The organism is Enterobacter sp. K510 (assembly GCF_055804875.1).
This window is the reverse complement of record NZ_JBNRLQ010000013.1, coordinates 25,693-40,296: the sequence shown is the minus strand read 5'-3', so window position 1 is coordinate 40,296 and position 14,604 is coordinate 25,693. Positions and strand designations below refer to the sequence as shown.

At 57.4% G+C, this 14,604-nt stretch carries 11 protein-coding genes; 1 reads left to right on the top strand and 10 read right to left on the bottom strand.

Annotation, left to right across the window (positions count from 1 at the left end; all coding sequences use genetic code 11):
• Both aaeA and aaeX read right to left on the bottom strand, forming a co-directional pair.
• The gene (gene aaeA, locus ACQUTD_RS19425) at positions 1-933 is read right to left on the bottom strand and encodes a p-hydroxybenzoic acid efflux pump subunit AaeA (protein WP_473274411.1); all 933 of its coding nucleotides are present in this window, start codon (positions 931-933) and stop codon (positions 1-3) included.
• Positions 934-940: 7 nt separating this feature from the next.
• Positions 941-1,144, bottom strand: coding sequence for a p-hydroxybenzoic acid efflux pump operon protein AaeX (gene aaeX / locus ACQUTD_RS19420; RefSeq protein WP_072569538.1), 204 nt, complete (start codon positions 1,142-1,144; stop codon positions 941-943).
• A gap of 177 nt (positions 1,145-1,321) precedes the next feature.
• On the opposite strand from aaeX, the gene aaeR reads away from it, so the two are divergent.
• Positions 1,322-2,251, top strand: coding sequence for an HTH-type transcriptional activator AaeR (aaeR, locus tag ACQUTD_RS19415; RefSeq protein WP_072569537.1), 930 nt, complete (start codon positions 1,322-1,324; stop codon positions 2,249-2,251).
• Between the two features lie 47 nt (positions 2,252-2,298).
• Here the strand turns inward: aaeR and tldD are convergent, their stop codons facing one another.
• The 8 genes from tldD to csrD all read right to left on the bottom strand — a co-directional run bounded on the left by tldD (position 2,299) and on the right by csrD (position 14,587).
• Positions 2,299-3,747: a metalloprotease TldD gene (gene tldD / locus ACQUTD_RS19410; RefSeq protein ID WP_318374889.1), complete on the bottom strand. Its 1,449-nt coding sequence runs from the start codon at positions 3,745-3,747 to the stop codon at positions 2,299-2,301.
• Positions 3,748-3,828: 81 nt separating this feature from the next.
• Positions 3,829-7,623, bottom strand: a complete 3,795-nt coding sequence (yhdP, locus tag ACQUTD_RS19405) for an AsmA2 domain-containing protein YhdP (RefSeq protein WP_473274409.1) — start codon at positions 7,621-7,623, stop codon at positions 3,829-3,831.
• Between the two features lie 58 nt (positions 7,624-7,681).
• Positions 7,682-9,151: a ribonuclease G gene (gene rng / locus ACQUTD_RS19400; protein ID WP_318363355.1), complete on the bottom strand. Its 1,470-nt coding sequence runs from the start codon at positions 9,149-9,151 to the stop codon at positions 7,682-7,684.
• Positions 9,141-9,734, bottom strand: coding sequence for a Maf family nucleotide pyrophosphatase (locus ACQUTD_RS19395; RefSeq protein ID WP_473274408.1), 594 nt, complete (start codon positions 9,732-9,734; stop codon positions 9,141-9,143). Before ACQUTD_RS19395 ends, rng begins: the two co-directional genes overlap by 11 nt.
• A gap of 9 nt (positions 9,735-9,743) precedes the next feature.
• A complete protein-coding gene (gene mreD, locus ACQUTD_RS19390; protein ID WP_072569532.1) occupies positions 9,744-10,232 on the bottom strand; it encodes a rod shape-determining protein MreD in 489 nt (162 codons plus the stop codon).
• Positions 10,232-11,227, bottom strand: a complete 996-nt coding sequence (gene mreC / locus ACQUTD_RS19385) for a rod shape-determining protein MreC (protein WP_318363354.1) — start codon at positions 11,225-11,227, stop codon at positions 10,232-10,234. Before mreC ends, mreD begins: the two co-directional genes overlap by 1 nt.
• A gap of 68 nt (positions 11,228-11,295) precedes the next feature.
• Complete coding sequence (gene mreB / locus ACQUTD_RS19380; protein WP_006818047.1) at positions 11,296-12,339, bottom strand: rod shape-determining protein MreB; 1,044 nt, start codon at positions 12,337-12,339, stop codon at positions 11,296-11,298.
• 307 nt (positions 12,340-12,646) lie between these two features.
• Positions 12,647-14,587 (bottom strand): RNase E specificity factor CsrD, encoded by a 1,941-nt coding sequence (gene csrD, locus ACQUTD_RS19375; RefSeq protein ID WP_473274406.1) that lies wholly within the window; start codon positions 14,585-14,587, stop codon positions 12,647-12,649.
• Positions 14,588-14,604: the final 17 nt, after the last annotated feature.

Below are 14,604 nucleotides of genomic sequence, written 5' to 3'. Positions count from 1 at the left end.
TTAACCAAACTCACGCAGACGGTGAGCCAGTTTACGGAAGAAGGAGTCCTGGCTTTCGTCCCGGTCTTTTTCACCGGTGATCACTACCGTGGCCGTGGTCCCGGCGGGCCAGACATTCTCTTTCTGATCGTCCAGGCGAATACGCACCGGCACGCGCTGCGCCAGGCGGACCCATTCAAGATTGGAGTCAATGGTCGCCATGCCTTTGGCGTCACGGCTGCTGCTGGCGTTAGTGACCCCGGCGGCGACGCTGTCCACCGTGCCTTTAAGCACCCGGTTACTGCCCAGCGGCGTAATTTCGGCGCGATAGCCGGTACGTACACCTTCCAGCTTGGTCTCTTCCATATAGGCGAGTACATAAAATGAATTTTGTTTGACCAGCGCCACCGCCGTCGAACCGCGGGTTATAAATTCCCCGGTATAAACGTTCAGGTTGGTCACCCAGCCTGCCGCCGGGGCGCGGATAACGGTACGTTCGAGATCGAGTTTTGCCAGATCCAGCGTCGCCTGCGCTTTCGCCTGCTGGTGGATCACCGTCTGCAAGACGTTGTTGGACTGGTCGATCTCCTCGCGTGACATCGCCTGGATGCCTAATTTATTACGACGTCCGGCTTCGCGGCGCTTTTCACTGGCCAGCGCGCGGTAGTACGCCACGTCAGCCTCGGCTTCTTCGACGGCTTTTTGATAGCGCGGCCGGTCGATGGTGAACAGCACTTGGTCTTTCTGCACCAGCTGGTTATCGTGAACCTTCACATCGGTGATCAGCCCCGCGACATCCGGCGCGATGGCGACCACATCGGCGCTAAAACGCGCGTCACGCGTCCACGGCGATTCGGTGTAATAGACCCATGCGCGAAAGATGGCGATGAATGCCAGAATAACCATCACCAGGGTGATGGCGGTACGGGTAAAATTTCTTGTTAGTGTTTTCACATCTACCTCAGTCGAACAGGCGCGTCAGTAAATAAAATAAGCAGCAATATAGCGCTGTATTAAACAATGCCGGGTGCCAGACAAAGTCATAGATCCCTGTCGGGAGCAGCAGACGGCGCACCAGCCAGAACAGCGCCAGTGATATAAGTAACTCAAAGAATATCGGTGGGAACGACAGACCGAACACCACGACCACGGGAAACAGACTCATGTTGACCTTGATTAACGCATGCAGGAGACAATTATTATTCACGTCACCGCAGGAATTAGGGCCAGAAAGGCCAGGCGAGAGTGACGTATCTATTATTCAGCTAACTATATATTAGCGTAACTGTTATGCTGTCATCTATATAGTGTGATCTAAATCACTTTTAAGCCAGAGTGAAAAATGGAACGATTAAAACGCATGTCGGTGTTCGCCCGCGTCGTCGAACTGGGTTCGTTCACCGCCGCCGCGCGACAGCTGCATATGAGCGTCTCCTCTATCAGCCAGACCGTCTCGAAGCTGGAAGATGAGTTGCAGGTGAAGTTGCTCAACCGCAGCACCCGCAGCCTGGCGCTGACCGAAGCCGGTAAAATTTATTATCAGGGCTGCCGACGGATGCTGCATGAAGTACAGGACGTGCATGAACAGCTCTACGCTTTTAATAACACGCCCATCGGTACGCTGCGCATCGGCTGTTCTTCAACCATGGCGCAAAATGTCCTCGCCGGGATGACTGCCCGGATGCTGAAGGATTACCCCGGCCTGACGGTGAATCTGGTGACGGGCATCCCCGCGCCCGATCTTATTGCCGACGGGCTGGACGTGGTGATCCGCGTGGGGGCATTGCAGGATTCGAGCCTTTTTTCCCGCCGTCTGGGGGCGATGCCGATGGTGGTGTGCGCTGCGAAAAGCTATCTGGCGCAGTACGGCATTCCTGAAAAACCCGCCGATCTGAGCAACCACTCCTGGCTGGAGTACAGCGTGCGCCCGGATAACGAATTCGAGCTGATCGCCCCTGAAGGGCTATCCACGCGCCTGATCCCGCAGGGCCGTTTTGTCACTAACGATCCGATGACGCTCACCCGCTGGCTGACCGCCGGGGCCGGAGTGGCCTATGTGCCGCTGATGTGGGTGATCGATGAGATCAACCGCGGCACGCTGGAGATCTTATTTCCGCGCTACCAGTCAGATCCACGCCCGGTTTACGCGCTTTATACCGAAAAGGACAAGCTGCCGCTCAAGGTGCAGGTCTGTATTAACTATCTGACGGATTATTTTGTTGAGGTCGCCAATTTGTTTCAGGCGATGCGCGGACGGGCGAAAGAGAAATGATGTAGGCCCGGCAAGCGCAGCGCCGCCGGGCAATTTCACGCAATAAATTACGCCGTACCGCCCACGGTCAGGTTATCCACTTTCAGCGTCGGCTGACCCACACCGACCGGCAGGCTCTGCCCTTCCTTACCGCATACGCCCACGCCGCTGTCGAGTTGCAGATCGTTACCGACCATCGACACCTGCTGCATGGCTTCGATACCGGAGCCGATCAGCGTGGCGCCTTTCACCGGCGTCGTCACTTTACCGTTTTCAATCAGATAAGCTTCAGACGTCGAGAATACGAATTTACCGGAGGTGATATCCACCTGACCGCCGCCAAAGTTTGGCGCGTAGATGCCGTATTCGACGGATTCAATGATCTCCTGCGGCGTGGATTGCCCCGCCAGCATGTAGGTATTGGTCATGCGCGGCATCGGTAAATGGGCATAGGATTCGCGGCGGCCGTTACCGGTTGGCGCGACGCCCATCAGACGGGCGTTCAGCTTGTCCTGCATATAGCCTTTCAGCACGCCCTTCTCGATCAGCACATTGTACTGGCCCGGCGTACCTTCATCATCAATGGCGACCGAACCGCGGCGATCGTGCATCGTGCCGTCATCAACGATGGTACAGAGTTCGGAGGCCACCAGCTGGCCCATCTGTCCGCTGAACACGGAGGTGCCGCGGCGGTTGAAGTCCCCTTCCAGACCGTGACCGACCGCTTCGTGCAGCAGCACGCCCGGCCAGCCTGCGCCCAGAACTACCGGCAGCGTACCGGCAGGCGCCGCCACGGCTGAGAGATTAACCAGCGCCATACGCACAGCTTCTTTCGCCCACGCATCCGCCCGGACGTCGCCGCCCGCATCGGCGAGGAACCATTCATAGCCGAAACGACCGCCGCCGCCGCTTGAGCCACGCTCGCGCTTGCCCTGATCTTCCACCTGCACGCTGACCGACAGACGAACCAGCGGACGGACATCCGCCGCCAGCGTGCCGTCGGTTGCGGCCACCAGGATCAGTTCATAAACACCGGTGAGGCTGGCATTCACTTCCTGTACGCGCTTATCCGCAGCACGGGCCACCGCATTCACGCGGCGCAGAATGTCTAGCTTCTCTTCGCGGGTCATGCTTTGCAGCGGATCGACGCTGGTATAGAGCGCGCCATACTCCACCGCGCCCAGGGTTTTCACTTTACCGTCGCCGCTGTCGCGCACGATAGTGCGTGCCGCCTGCGCGCTCTGTTCCAGCGCCAGCAGGCTGATCTGATCGGCGTAAGCAAAGCCCGTTTTTTCACCGCTTACCGCCCGCACGCCGACGCCCTGGTCGATGTGATACGAGCCGTCTTTAATGATGTTGTCTTCTAAAACCCAGGACTCGTGATAGCTCGACTGGAAATAGAGATCGCCGTAATCAAGACGGCGCTCGGCCAGCTGGCCAAGAATGGAAAACAGATCCTGATGATTCAGGCCATTCGCCGTTAGCAATTGTTCACTAACCAGATTCAAACTCGTCATGTTGCTACTCTTTGGTTGCCGCCAGGTTAGCGGTAGAAATCATATCTATTGAGAGTGAGGCAATTACTCGCCCCCGTCAAATCATTGCTTCGCCGGGCTACGCGGCTGGCGCAGCACTTCATTAATTTGTGGTTTATCCATGGTGCCGGTGATCTGGTAGCGCAGGATGGAGACTTTATTCCACAACGGCCCCAGCACTTTACTGGCGGCGAATACCGCTGCGCCGACGATGGGGTTAACCGCAAAAGCGGCCGCCACGCCGACGGTAGCGGAGATTTCCGGCGCCACCACGGCTTCCACGTCGAGTTTACGGCGAACCAGGTCTACCGATCCTTTCATGGCGATATCCGCTTCCAGGCCATCCACCAGGGTGTCATCGGTATGCAGCACGCCATCTTTGATCCAGGCGGTGCTGCGGATGGAGTCAAAATAGAAGCCTTCGCTGAAGGTGTCGCTGAAATCAAACCGCAGCTTGCGCAGCAGCGCGTCGAAACTCACCAGGCGCAGCAGCTGCCCGGCGCGTCCGGTGCTGACATCCGCGATCTCGCCGTTACCCAGCCGGGTGCGCAGAATACCATTGAGGGAGGCCTCTTCCGGCTGCCAGGGCGTATTACGCCAGTGCAAATCGTAATCGACGTCAAAAGGCGCTTCCCGCAGTGGCGTGGTAACACCAAAGAAATTGGTCGCCGCGTCGATCTTATCCCCCTTCAGTCTGCCCTTAATCGACGTGCGTTCGGCACCGGCGCGGTTGACCCATTCGCCGTTCGCCGTCAGACGGGCAAAGCCGCTGTCCAGCAGACCATTCTTCAGGGTTAAGGTGTCGCCATTGATCGTGAAATCGCCGTCGAGCCGCCCGTATTTTTGTCCCCAGAACCAGCACTCCGCGCAGCGTAATTGCAGATCAGGCCAGCCGCTGAAATCGATCTGCCGTTTGGTAAGCAGCGTCGTCGGCGACAGCGGATCGCGCTCGGCCGCCGCCGGGTTGTAATAGAGATAGCGGATCGCCGCCTGCCAGGGAGCGTTATCCAGCATCGTGACAGTAGCATTGATTTCACGTCCCTGGGCTTCGACTTTAGCACCGCCCGCTACCGGCTGCTTCACGATGCTCAGGTTGTTCCATTGCTGCCCGCCGAGCGTCAGCGCCGGGGTACGCAGGGTAATGCTTTCCGGGAAGGCCGTCGCGCTACTGACGTTATTCGCCACGCCCTGCTGGAGCAACGCCATCCACTGCGCGCCATCCAGCGGCGGCAGATTCAGCTCCACGCCTGCGGTTTCCGGCAGCGGCGGCAGCGTCCGGCTTTCCGACGTCCAGATAGCGCGGTCCAGGGTCAGCTTTTTACCCAGCAGCCAGCGGCTGTTGAAATGGCTGTCGCTGCCCGCTTTGCCCGTCAGATCGAAACGCCGCAGGTCGCCTTCCACTTTCACCGTTAACGGCAACGGCTGACCGGCGGCTTTTTCCAGCGGCGAAGGCAGACGGCTGGCGATATTTTTTAAGTCGCCTTTGATATCCACGTTGTAGCGCGCACCGGCATGATAAGGTAGCTCGATGCCCACTTTGCCATTCCAGGCGGCGCTACCGCTGACGGCATCGCGCAGCTGTTTCGGCAGCGCCTCTATGCCCGCAGGCTGCCAGTTACCGTTCAGATCTACCGCCACCTGATAGGCCTTTTCGCCCTCGGTGGTGGAGAAATTCACGTTAAGCGGCTGATTAAACCAGCGGGCGGTCAGCGGCTCGCTTTTCAGATTGCCGTTCTCAAAGCTGAACTGGCCGCTTAAATTATGCAGCGTGCTGTTCAGCGGCTTAATAAACAGGCTGTTATTATTCAGGCGCACGTTGCCTTTAGCGGTCGTCATTTCGCCATCCAGCGGAATATCGAGGTGTAAGCGAGCGCTTACATCGCCATCAAGCTGAAGCTCTTCCAGCGTGGCGCCCAGCGAATCTTTCAGCGGCGTGTCGTTGAAATAGGGCCCCACTGCTTTGCCTGGCCCGCTGATATCAGCATCGATCAGCAGTTTTTCTTTCAGATAATCCGGGATCACCGCCGTCAGATTATGACCTTTCACACCGCCAAGGTTGACCTCATCGGTCCTCATCCACAGGCCGTCATTAAGGAAGTCCAGTTCCATATCGAGATTTTTAAGCGCCGGCCAGCCAGGCTGGAACGCGAAGGTGGCGTTACGCAGCGGCACCAGCACTTCGAACTGGCCTTCGTTATGTTTATAGGGGAACAGATGCGGATTACCGCCGTACACCAGGGTGGCGTTATCCACCTGGCCGCCCTGGATTGCGCCGCTCAGGTAATCCACCAGCGCTTTACCCATCAGGTTTTCCGGGAAGTACCGCCAGGCCTGTCCGGCATCATCGGTGCTGATCCCGGCGAGAATGCCAAGCCAGGGTTCATCTCCGGCAGGTTGCAGATAACGAAAATCGCCGCGCGCATGAACGCCCGTGCCTTTGACATCAATCTGCCGACCATCGAGCTGGAAACCTTTGTCATTTTTCAGCCAGTTAAGTGTGGCGACGCCCTTTTCGATTTCCAGCGGCGCGCGGAATACCGTTTTGTAGGGCATTTTCGCATCGGTGACGCTGCCGGTCAGCCTGCCGTCGTCCACGCTGCCGGAGAGCGTACCGGTAAAGTGCTCGACGCCCGGCAGCATTTTCCATTGCTGCCAGGCAAGATTGTTCCAGTTCGCCTGAAAGCGGGTTTTTTCAGTCGCCTGAAGGGGAATATCCAGCGCCAGCTTTTCGATTTGCCCGGTCGGCTGCATGGCGCGCCAGATTTCGCCCAGCGCAGGCGAGAGTTTTTCGGCAATGGGCAGCAGGCCGTCCAGCCCGTTCAGTTCCAGATGGCTGGCGCGCACGCGCAGTTCGTCGCTGCGTACGCCCTTCGCCCCGCCCACTTCCTGCGCCGGAACCCAGGCCAGCGACAGCGCGCCTTTCGGCCACGGCTTGTCATCCATGGTGATACGGGTTTCGGGAATATCGAACTGCCAGCCCTGCTGCTGGCGGGTGACGTGCGCCGTCAGATTATCAACTGACAAACGGTGCGGCTGGCTATCGCCTTTCCAGCTGGCGCCGCCTTTTTTCAGCCAGATATCGCCCCCCGACACTTCGCCTTTGCTCAGCGTCAGCCAGCCCTCAAGGCTAAAGCGCGCGGTTTGCAGGGCGACGTTATCCTGCATCCATTTGCCAAGCCAGGGTTTGACGTCAATATCATCGGCCTGTAGCCATACGCGGCCATGGTTGAGCAGCCCTTCGTCATCACGCAGATCCATACGCACTTTCATCACGCCGTGTTGTCCGGTAAGGCTGGAGAGGCTGACTTCGCCTTCGGCACGGTGACGGGCTTTGCCGTTAAGCCACGTCAGCTGTGGCACCGCCAGCTCGGCCCGCTGTCCGGATGGCGTCAGGAAACTGATATGACTGTCGCGCAGATCGAAATGGTCGAACTGGCGGAGGAACAGATCGCTCAGGCGGCTGGTTTCCATGCCCTCGCTGTCATTGCTCTGTTGCAGGGGCGTATTGGTATGAACCTGAAGCTGATAAAAGGTGAGGTCGCGGAACTGCCAGCGCAGGTGCAGCAGGCTTTGCCAGACGTCGAGCGCCAGGGTGACGCGCTCAATGGACACCTCGCCGCCGTCTTTAAAACCGGCGTGGATGCCGCGTACGTCCAGCGTCGGGCCGAAGTTTTGCCAGCTGGCGGTCACCTGTTTTGCGTCTACCGGCACGCCGGAGGAGGATTCGATTTTCGCGAGGATGGCCGGACGCCAGCTGTCCAGATGCGGCAGCATCAGGCGCAGGCCGCTCACCAGCAGCGCAATGATGACAACCAATGTCGCCACAGTCAGCAGCAATATCCCCGGCAGTCGCCTCACGCATCTCTCCTTGTCAGCCCGCGCAACAGGCCTTGATCGTGTCGCAGCATGCTACGAATTACATCATCACTACGTCGAACTGCTCTTGATTGTAGAGCGGTTCAATCTGCACTTTGACCTGTTTGCCGACAAAAATTTCGACTTCCGCCAGCGCGTGGGACTCTTCGCTTTTCAGCGCCTCAGCCACCGCCGGAGAAGCATAGACCAGGAAACGATCGGAATCGTAGGCATGATGCACACGGACAATTTCGCGCATGATTTCATAGCAGACGGTTTCGACGGTTTTCACCGTCCCGCGACCATGGCAGGTCGGGCATTCGTGGCACAGCACATGCTCGACGCTTTCGCGGGTGCGTTTGCGGGTCATTTCGACCAGCCCGAGCTGTGAGAAACCGTTGATGCTGGTTTTTACGCGATCCTTGCTGAGCGCCTGCTCCAGCGAATGCAGCACGCGACGGCGGTGATCTTCATTATTCATGTCGATGAAATCGATAATAATAATGCCGCCGAGGTTGCGCAGACGCAGCTGACGGGCGATAGCCTGGGTGGCTTCGATATTGGTGTTAAAGATGGTGTCGTCAAGATTACGGTGGCCGACAAAGGCTCCGGTATTGATATCGACGGTGGTCATCGCTTCCGTTTGATCGATGATCAGATAGCCGCCGGACTTCAGTTCAACCTTGCGCTCCAGCGCGCGCTGAATTTCGTTTTCGACGTCAAAGAGATCGAAAATCGGCTGGCGTCCGCTGTAATGCTCAAGCTTGCTGGTCATCTCCGGAATATATTCGGCGGTGAATTCCAGCAACGCTTCGAAGGTCAGGCGGGAGTCGACGCGGATACGATCGAGGTGCGCGTCGGCGAAATCGCGCAGCACGCGCTGGGCCAGCGCCAGTTCGCCGTACATCTGATAACGCGTCTGCGGGCGCTTTTTGCGCTCCATGACTTTCGTCCATACGCGTTTAAGGTAAGCGGCATCGGAGGCCAGGTCCTCTTCGCACACGCCTTCTGCAGCGGTACGGATGATAAAACCGCCCTGCTCATCGCAATATTCCGCCACCACGCGCTTTAAACGCTCGCGCTCGGTTTCGCTTTCAATACGTTGGGACACGCCGACGTGGGACGCGCCTGGCATAAAGACCAGGTAACGGGATGGCAGGGTGATGTCGGTGGTCAGACGCGCGCCTTTGGTGCCGAGCGGATCTTTCACCACCTGCACCATCAGATCCTGCCCCTGACGCACCAGCTCTGAAATGTCGCGCACGGTGAAGTTTTTCTGCTCTTCCCCGGCCACGCATTCGGTATGTGGCATGATGTCGGAGGCGTGAAGAAACGCCGCCTTATCGAGACCAATATCTACAAAAGCCGCCTGCATACCGGGCAGCACACGGCTCACACGACCTTTGTAGATATTGCCGACTATTCCGCGCCGCGCTTCACGCTCAATGTGGATTTCCTGCAAAATGCCGCCATCAATGTACGCCACGCGTGTTTCTGAAGGCGTTACGTTTACCAACAATTCAGCCGTCATCTTTATTCCTTCCCTCGCGCAGTGCGTTAAAATTGCTCAGCAACTCATAGGTTTCTACCAGCGGTAAGCCGACCACAGCGTGGTAACTGCCGTTAATCCGTCGCACAAAGCAGCCGCCCAGTCCCTGGATCCCGTAGCCGCCCGCTTTATCCATCGGTTCACCGCTGGCGATGTACGCTATGATCTCATCATCAGAGAGTACTCTGAATGTCACATCTGTGACTACCAGACAGTCAAGAATGTGCTGACGATCGGCCAGCGCTACGGCAGTCATCACCTGGTGCGTTTGCCCTGAAAGCTGATGCAACATCTTAGCAGCATGAGAGGTATCCTGCGGTTTTTCCAGCACTTCGCCATTTAAAATGACAATGGTGTCAGCGCCGAGCACCGGCAAATCCCGCGCTGCCTGCGCCACGCCAGCCTGGGCTTTTTCCCGCGCCAGACGCGTCACATATTGCTGCGCACTTTCCTGCGCCTGACGGCACTCTTCAGTGCCGGGCAGAATACGTTCAAATGAGACGCCCAGTTGCGTGAGCAGTTCCTGACGGCGGGGAGAGCCGGAAGCAAGATAGAGATCTGTCATAACACCCTTTTATTGCACCGCAAACTGCTGGCGAATTTTACGCATCAGCAGGAAAAGCCATGGCCAGAGAACACCGTTAACCGCGCTGCTCCAGAACACTTCCGGCCTGAAGGAGACGTTGATCACCAGGAATTCCGCCCAGAACACAATCACCTCGGTGGCAAGCGAAAGCAGCATCACCACCAGCGCCTGCTGCCAGAGCGCGAGGTTACGGAAAAGCTGGAATTTGAGCGCCACGAGGTAAGCGATAATGCTCAGTGACAGGGCCCGCACGCCAAGCGTCGAACCGCTGATGAGATCCAGTATGGCACCCACGGCTAAACCTGTACCGACATTCACGCGGTGCGGTAAAGCGAGGATCCAGTAGAGCAGGATCAGCAGTACCCAGTTAGGCCGGTAGACAATGATGTCATCCGGCCAGGGCATAATCTGCAATAAAAGCGCAATGAGAAACGAGAGCCAGATCACCCAGCGTCCCTGGCTACGATAACTGCCCACTATTGTCCTCCCGGCGCTGTACCGGCAGGCTGCGGCAACCCGGTTGCCGGTGCAGGCACGGGCGCAGGCGGCCCCATCGAATCAGGGGCAGGCAATACCTGGGGCATCATCTGCATCAGGCGTTCGTTGGCGACGCGGTGCACGTCTTCCGGCGTCATCGGGTTTGCCCCGTTACGATCCGCGCCCCACAGCAGCAGCAAATAGCGTAAACGCTGTAAACCCGCCGTCGGACGCGCCTGGATCACGGTGTAAGCACGTTGCGTATCCAGCTTAACGGAGGAGACGACGCCCACCGGATAACCTTCCGGGAAACGTCCGCCCAGACCGGATGTCACCAGCACGTCGCCGACACGAATGTCGGTGTTGGCGGGCAGGTGCTCCAGTTGCAGATCGTCGGTACAGCCGTTACCGGCCGCGATGACGCGGATATCGTTACGTAAGACCTGGATAGGCAGCGCATGGGTGGCATCGCAGATTAACAGCACGCGGCTGGTGAGTTTCGCCACGGCGACCACCTGACCGACCACGCCCTTATCGCTGATCACCGGCTGGCCTTCGTAGACGCCGTTCACGCTGCCTTTATCGATAACCACCTGATCGCTGTAAGGGTCGTTCACCGTCGAGATGACCTGGGTCACCATTTTTTGTTCATCCTGGCGCAGGGGTGAGCCCAGCAGCTCGCGCAGACGCGCGTTCTCCTGTTTGTACTGCCCCAGCATTAGCAGTTCGCTGTTTTTCAGCAGCAGTTCCTGGCGCAGCGCCCGGTTTTCAAGTTCGAGCTGGTCACGTGATGCCAGCGTTTGCGATACGCTGTCGAGCAGGGCACGGGGACCGTTAGAGACAAAGTAGAAAGGACTGACGGCGGTATCCATGTACGTTCGGATCTGACTGAACGCACCCAGGCGGCTGTCGGCGATAATGACACCAAGCGCAACCAGCACCGCCAGAATAAGGCGAATCTGTAGCGACGGGCCACGGCTAAAAATTGGCTTCATAGGCTATGCGTATTCTCAGGCCGGACAGAACCGAAGCGGCAATAACGCCGCCCCGGCTCTGACACCGACTATTCTTCGCTGAACAAATCGCCGCCGTGCATGTCGATCATTTCCAGCGCCTTGCCGCCGCCACGCGCGACGCAGGTCAGTGGATCTTCTGCAACTACGACAGGAATACCTGTCTCTTCCATTAACAGGCGGTCAAGGTTACGCAGCAACGCGCCACCACCGGTCAATACCATACCGCGCTCGGAGATGTCAGAAGCCAGTTCCGGCGGACACTGTTCCAGCGCAACCATGACCGCGCTGACGATACCCGTCAGCGGTTCCTGTAGCGCTTCGAGGATTTCGTTAGAGTTCAGGGTAAAGCCGCGCGGCACGCCTTCCGCCAGGTTACGACCGCGCACTTCGATTTCGCGCACTTCGTCACCCGGGTAAGCAGAACCGATTTCATGTTTGATACGCTCGGCCGTTGCTTCACCAATCAGCGAGCCGTAGTTACGACGCACATAATTAATGATGGCTTCATCGAAGCGGTCGCCGCCGATACGCACAGAAGAGGAGTAGACCACGCCGTTCAGGGAGATAACGGCCACTTCTGTGGTACCGCCACCAATATCCACCACCATGGAACCCGTCGCTTCTGAAACCGGCAGGCCTGCGCCAATTGCGGCAGCCATCGGCTCTTCAATCAGAAAGACTTCGCGGGCGCCTGCGCCTTGCGCGGATTCGCGGATGGCACGGCGTTCAACCTGGGTTGCGCCAACCGGCACACACACCAGCACGCGCGGGCTTGGACGCATAAAGCTGTTGCTGTGCACCTGTTTGATAAAGTGCTGCAGCATTTTTTCCGTCACGAAGAAGTCAGCGATAACGCCGTCTTTCATCGGGCGAATAGCCGCAATGTTTCCTGGCGTACGGCCAAGCATCTGTTTAGCTTCATGACCTACCGCAGCGACGCTTTTCGGGGAACCAGCACGATCCTGACGAATAGCCACAACAGAAGGCTCATTCAATACGATGCCTTGTCCTTTTACATAAATAAGGGTATTCGCGGTACCCAGGTCAATGGACAAGTCATTGGAAAACATGCCACGAAATTTTTTCAACATACTGAGGGATAATCCTGAAAGCTGGGGCGGAAGAATAAAATCCGCTTACTTTACCAACCACACGCAGCAGCGACAAGGCGCAAAAATCGACGGCTACGGTGAAAATTAGTGCAGTTTGTGTCCTTGAGTTACAAATCGACCTGACTCCTTCAGGACAGATAGAGACCGCAGCGTTCCTCGCTATCACTTTGCAACCAGTCTAAGGTCATTCACTGGCTTTTTTACTGCACGAACTGGCGGGCAGACATGCACACCCCCACAAGATACAGCGCGCGTTATTCTACGTGAAATAACGTTAAACGGCAGGTCAAACCGAGTATCTTTGTGAATATTTTTTTACTTCGGTGTCAAGCGGCATCGAGGCTGCAAAAAAATCCCCCTGTCCGCCTGCCACTCCGCGTTCAATCAGGGTCTGCCATTCCCCTTTAGTACGGATGCCGGTGGCGAAAACGCGCGTTTGCGTTCCTTTGCAGGCCTCCACCAGACTCTGTACCAACAACTGGTTTTCGGTGCGCTTCTCAATGTTACGCACCAGGCTCGGATGGAGCTTCAGCAGTTCCACATCCAGCGCCTTGATCCAGCTGGTGCTGACCAGCGTCAAACCCGCCTGAGCGACCACTATTCGCGCGCCTAATGCGGTCATTAATCGCACGACAGGTTGTAAACGGCTGATGTGTTGACAAACATCTGCCTCTGCAAGTTCAATAATAATCCGTTTACGTTGTGATTTTTCACATTGCATCAGGGTATCGCGCAACCAGCGCTGGAACTGGGGGCGGATCAGCGCCTCCACCGTGATGGGCATCGCCAGGCTCTCTTCCGGCCAGAAACGCAGGAAAGGGATCAACCGGGTGATCTGCTGACGGTCATACTCCTCCGCCAGTCCGAACTGCAACACCATCGGCATATATTCCGCCGGAATGACCTCCTGATCGCCATCAAAAATGCGGCACATCAGCTCCCGGTGATGCACGCGCCCGTCGCGGGTCACGGCAGGTTTCTGATAAAAGCGCGGGCCGCCGCGGCTGAGCATCTGTTCGATCAGCGTTCGCCAGCGGACATTGCCGCGCCCTTTTTCCGGCAACGTATCGTCCCACACCGCCCAGCTGTTGCCGCCCTGCAGCACGGCATTACGGGTGGCCGCTTCAGCGTGCTCCATCACCTGCTCGGTGGATTGCCCGCCACGCCAGGCGCAAATGCCAATGTGGATCATGTCATCCCGGTCGAGCATTTTGGACGGAGGCAGCGCGTCCACCGATTTCAGCAACTGGGCGGCGATACTTTCTGATTCTTTCAGCGTGCGGTGCGAGAGTAAAACGGCGAAGTCATTGCGCTGATAGCGGGCCAGCAGCGCGCCGGGATAGCGCAGCATAAAGGTGGAAAGCAGATTAATCAGGACAAAAAGATTGTCTTCGGTGGCAGCCGCGCCCCATGTGTCGCGCAGCGAATCAAAATCCGGCAGGCGGATCAGCATGACCACGCCGTGCGTCCCGACATTCTCCTGATCGTCCAGCAGCGTTGCCAGCTGGTTATCAAAGAACAACCGGTTGCTGAGCCCGGTTTTGGTGTCCTGGGCAACGTACGCGCGGATCAAGGTATCCATATGGCTGCGCTGATCTGCCGCCGTCTGGATCTCCGTCAGCAGCACATCCAGCGCGCTGCTGGTGCGCGACGGCCATTCATGCACGTTTCCGCGCACCTGCGGCCCGCGCTCGCCGTTGAGGATTTTTACTGAGCGGTTTTCCAGCAGCTCCTGCCCGGCGAGCTGGCGGCGTAGCCAGCGCACCGCCAGAAAAATAATGATCACCATAAAACCGATGGCGAGGGTTAAGGGCGCGGTCGCCAGCAGGGAATGAAAATAGTTCACCATCGGATCCTGGTAAGTCATTGAAATGGTCGTACCTGGATTTTTCAGCGAATGGATGGTCATTTCACGGTATTGCGTGGTGCTGCCCTGCGGGCGATAGACATCTTTGGCGGTCTGATTGACCAGCGTATGATCGCCCTGCCGGATAACGATGCGCGCAATATCCACCGGCACCATGATTTCATTAAGTTGGGCGCTGAGAACATTTACCGGCGTTGAGACGAGACGGCTATCAATAATGGCGGCCACCGACTGCACCCGGTTGCTGAGTTTGTTCTGAATGGCAGAGTAAAAGCTGAAGGAACAACCTAGCAGGGTGACAAATATTGCCAGCCCGGTAAGCAGAGTGACAAAGGCTGAAAATTTCGTCGTTAATCGCATCCCTGAGTTAACTCCGT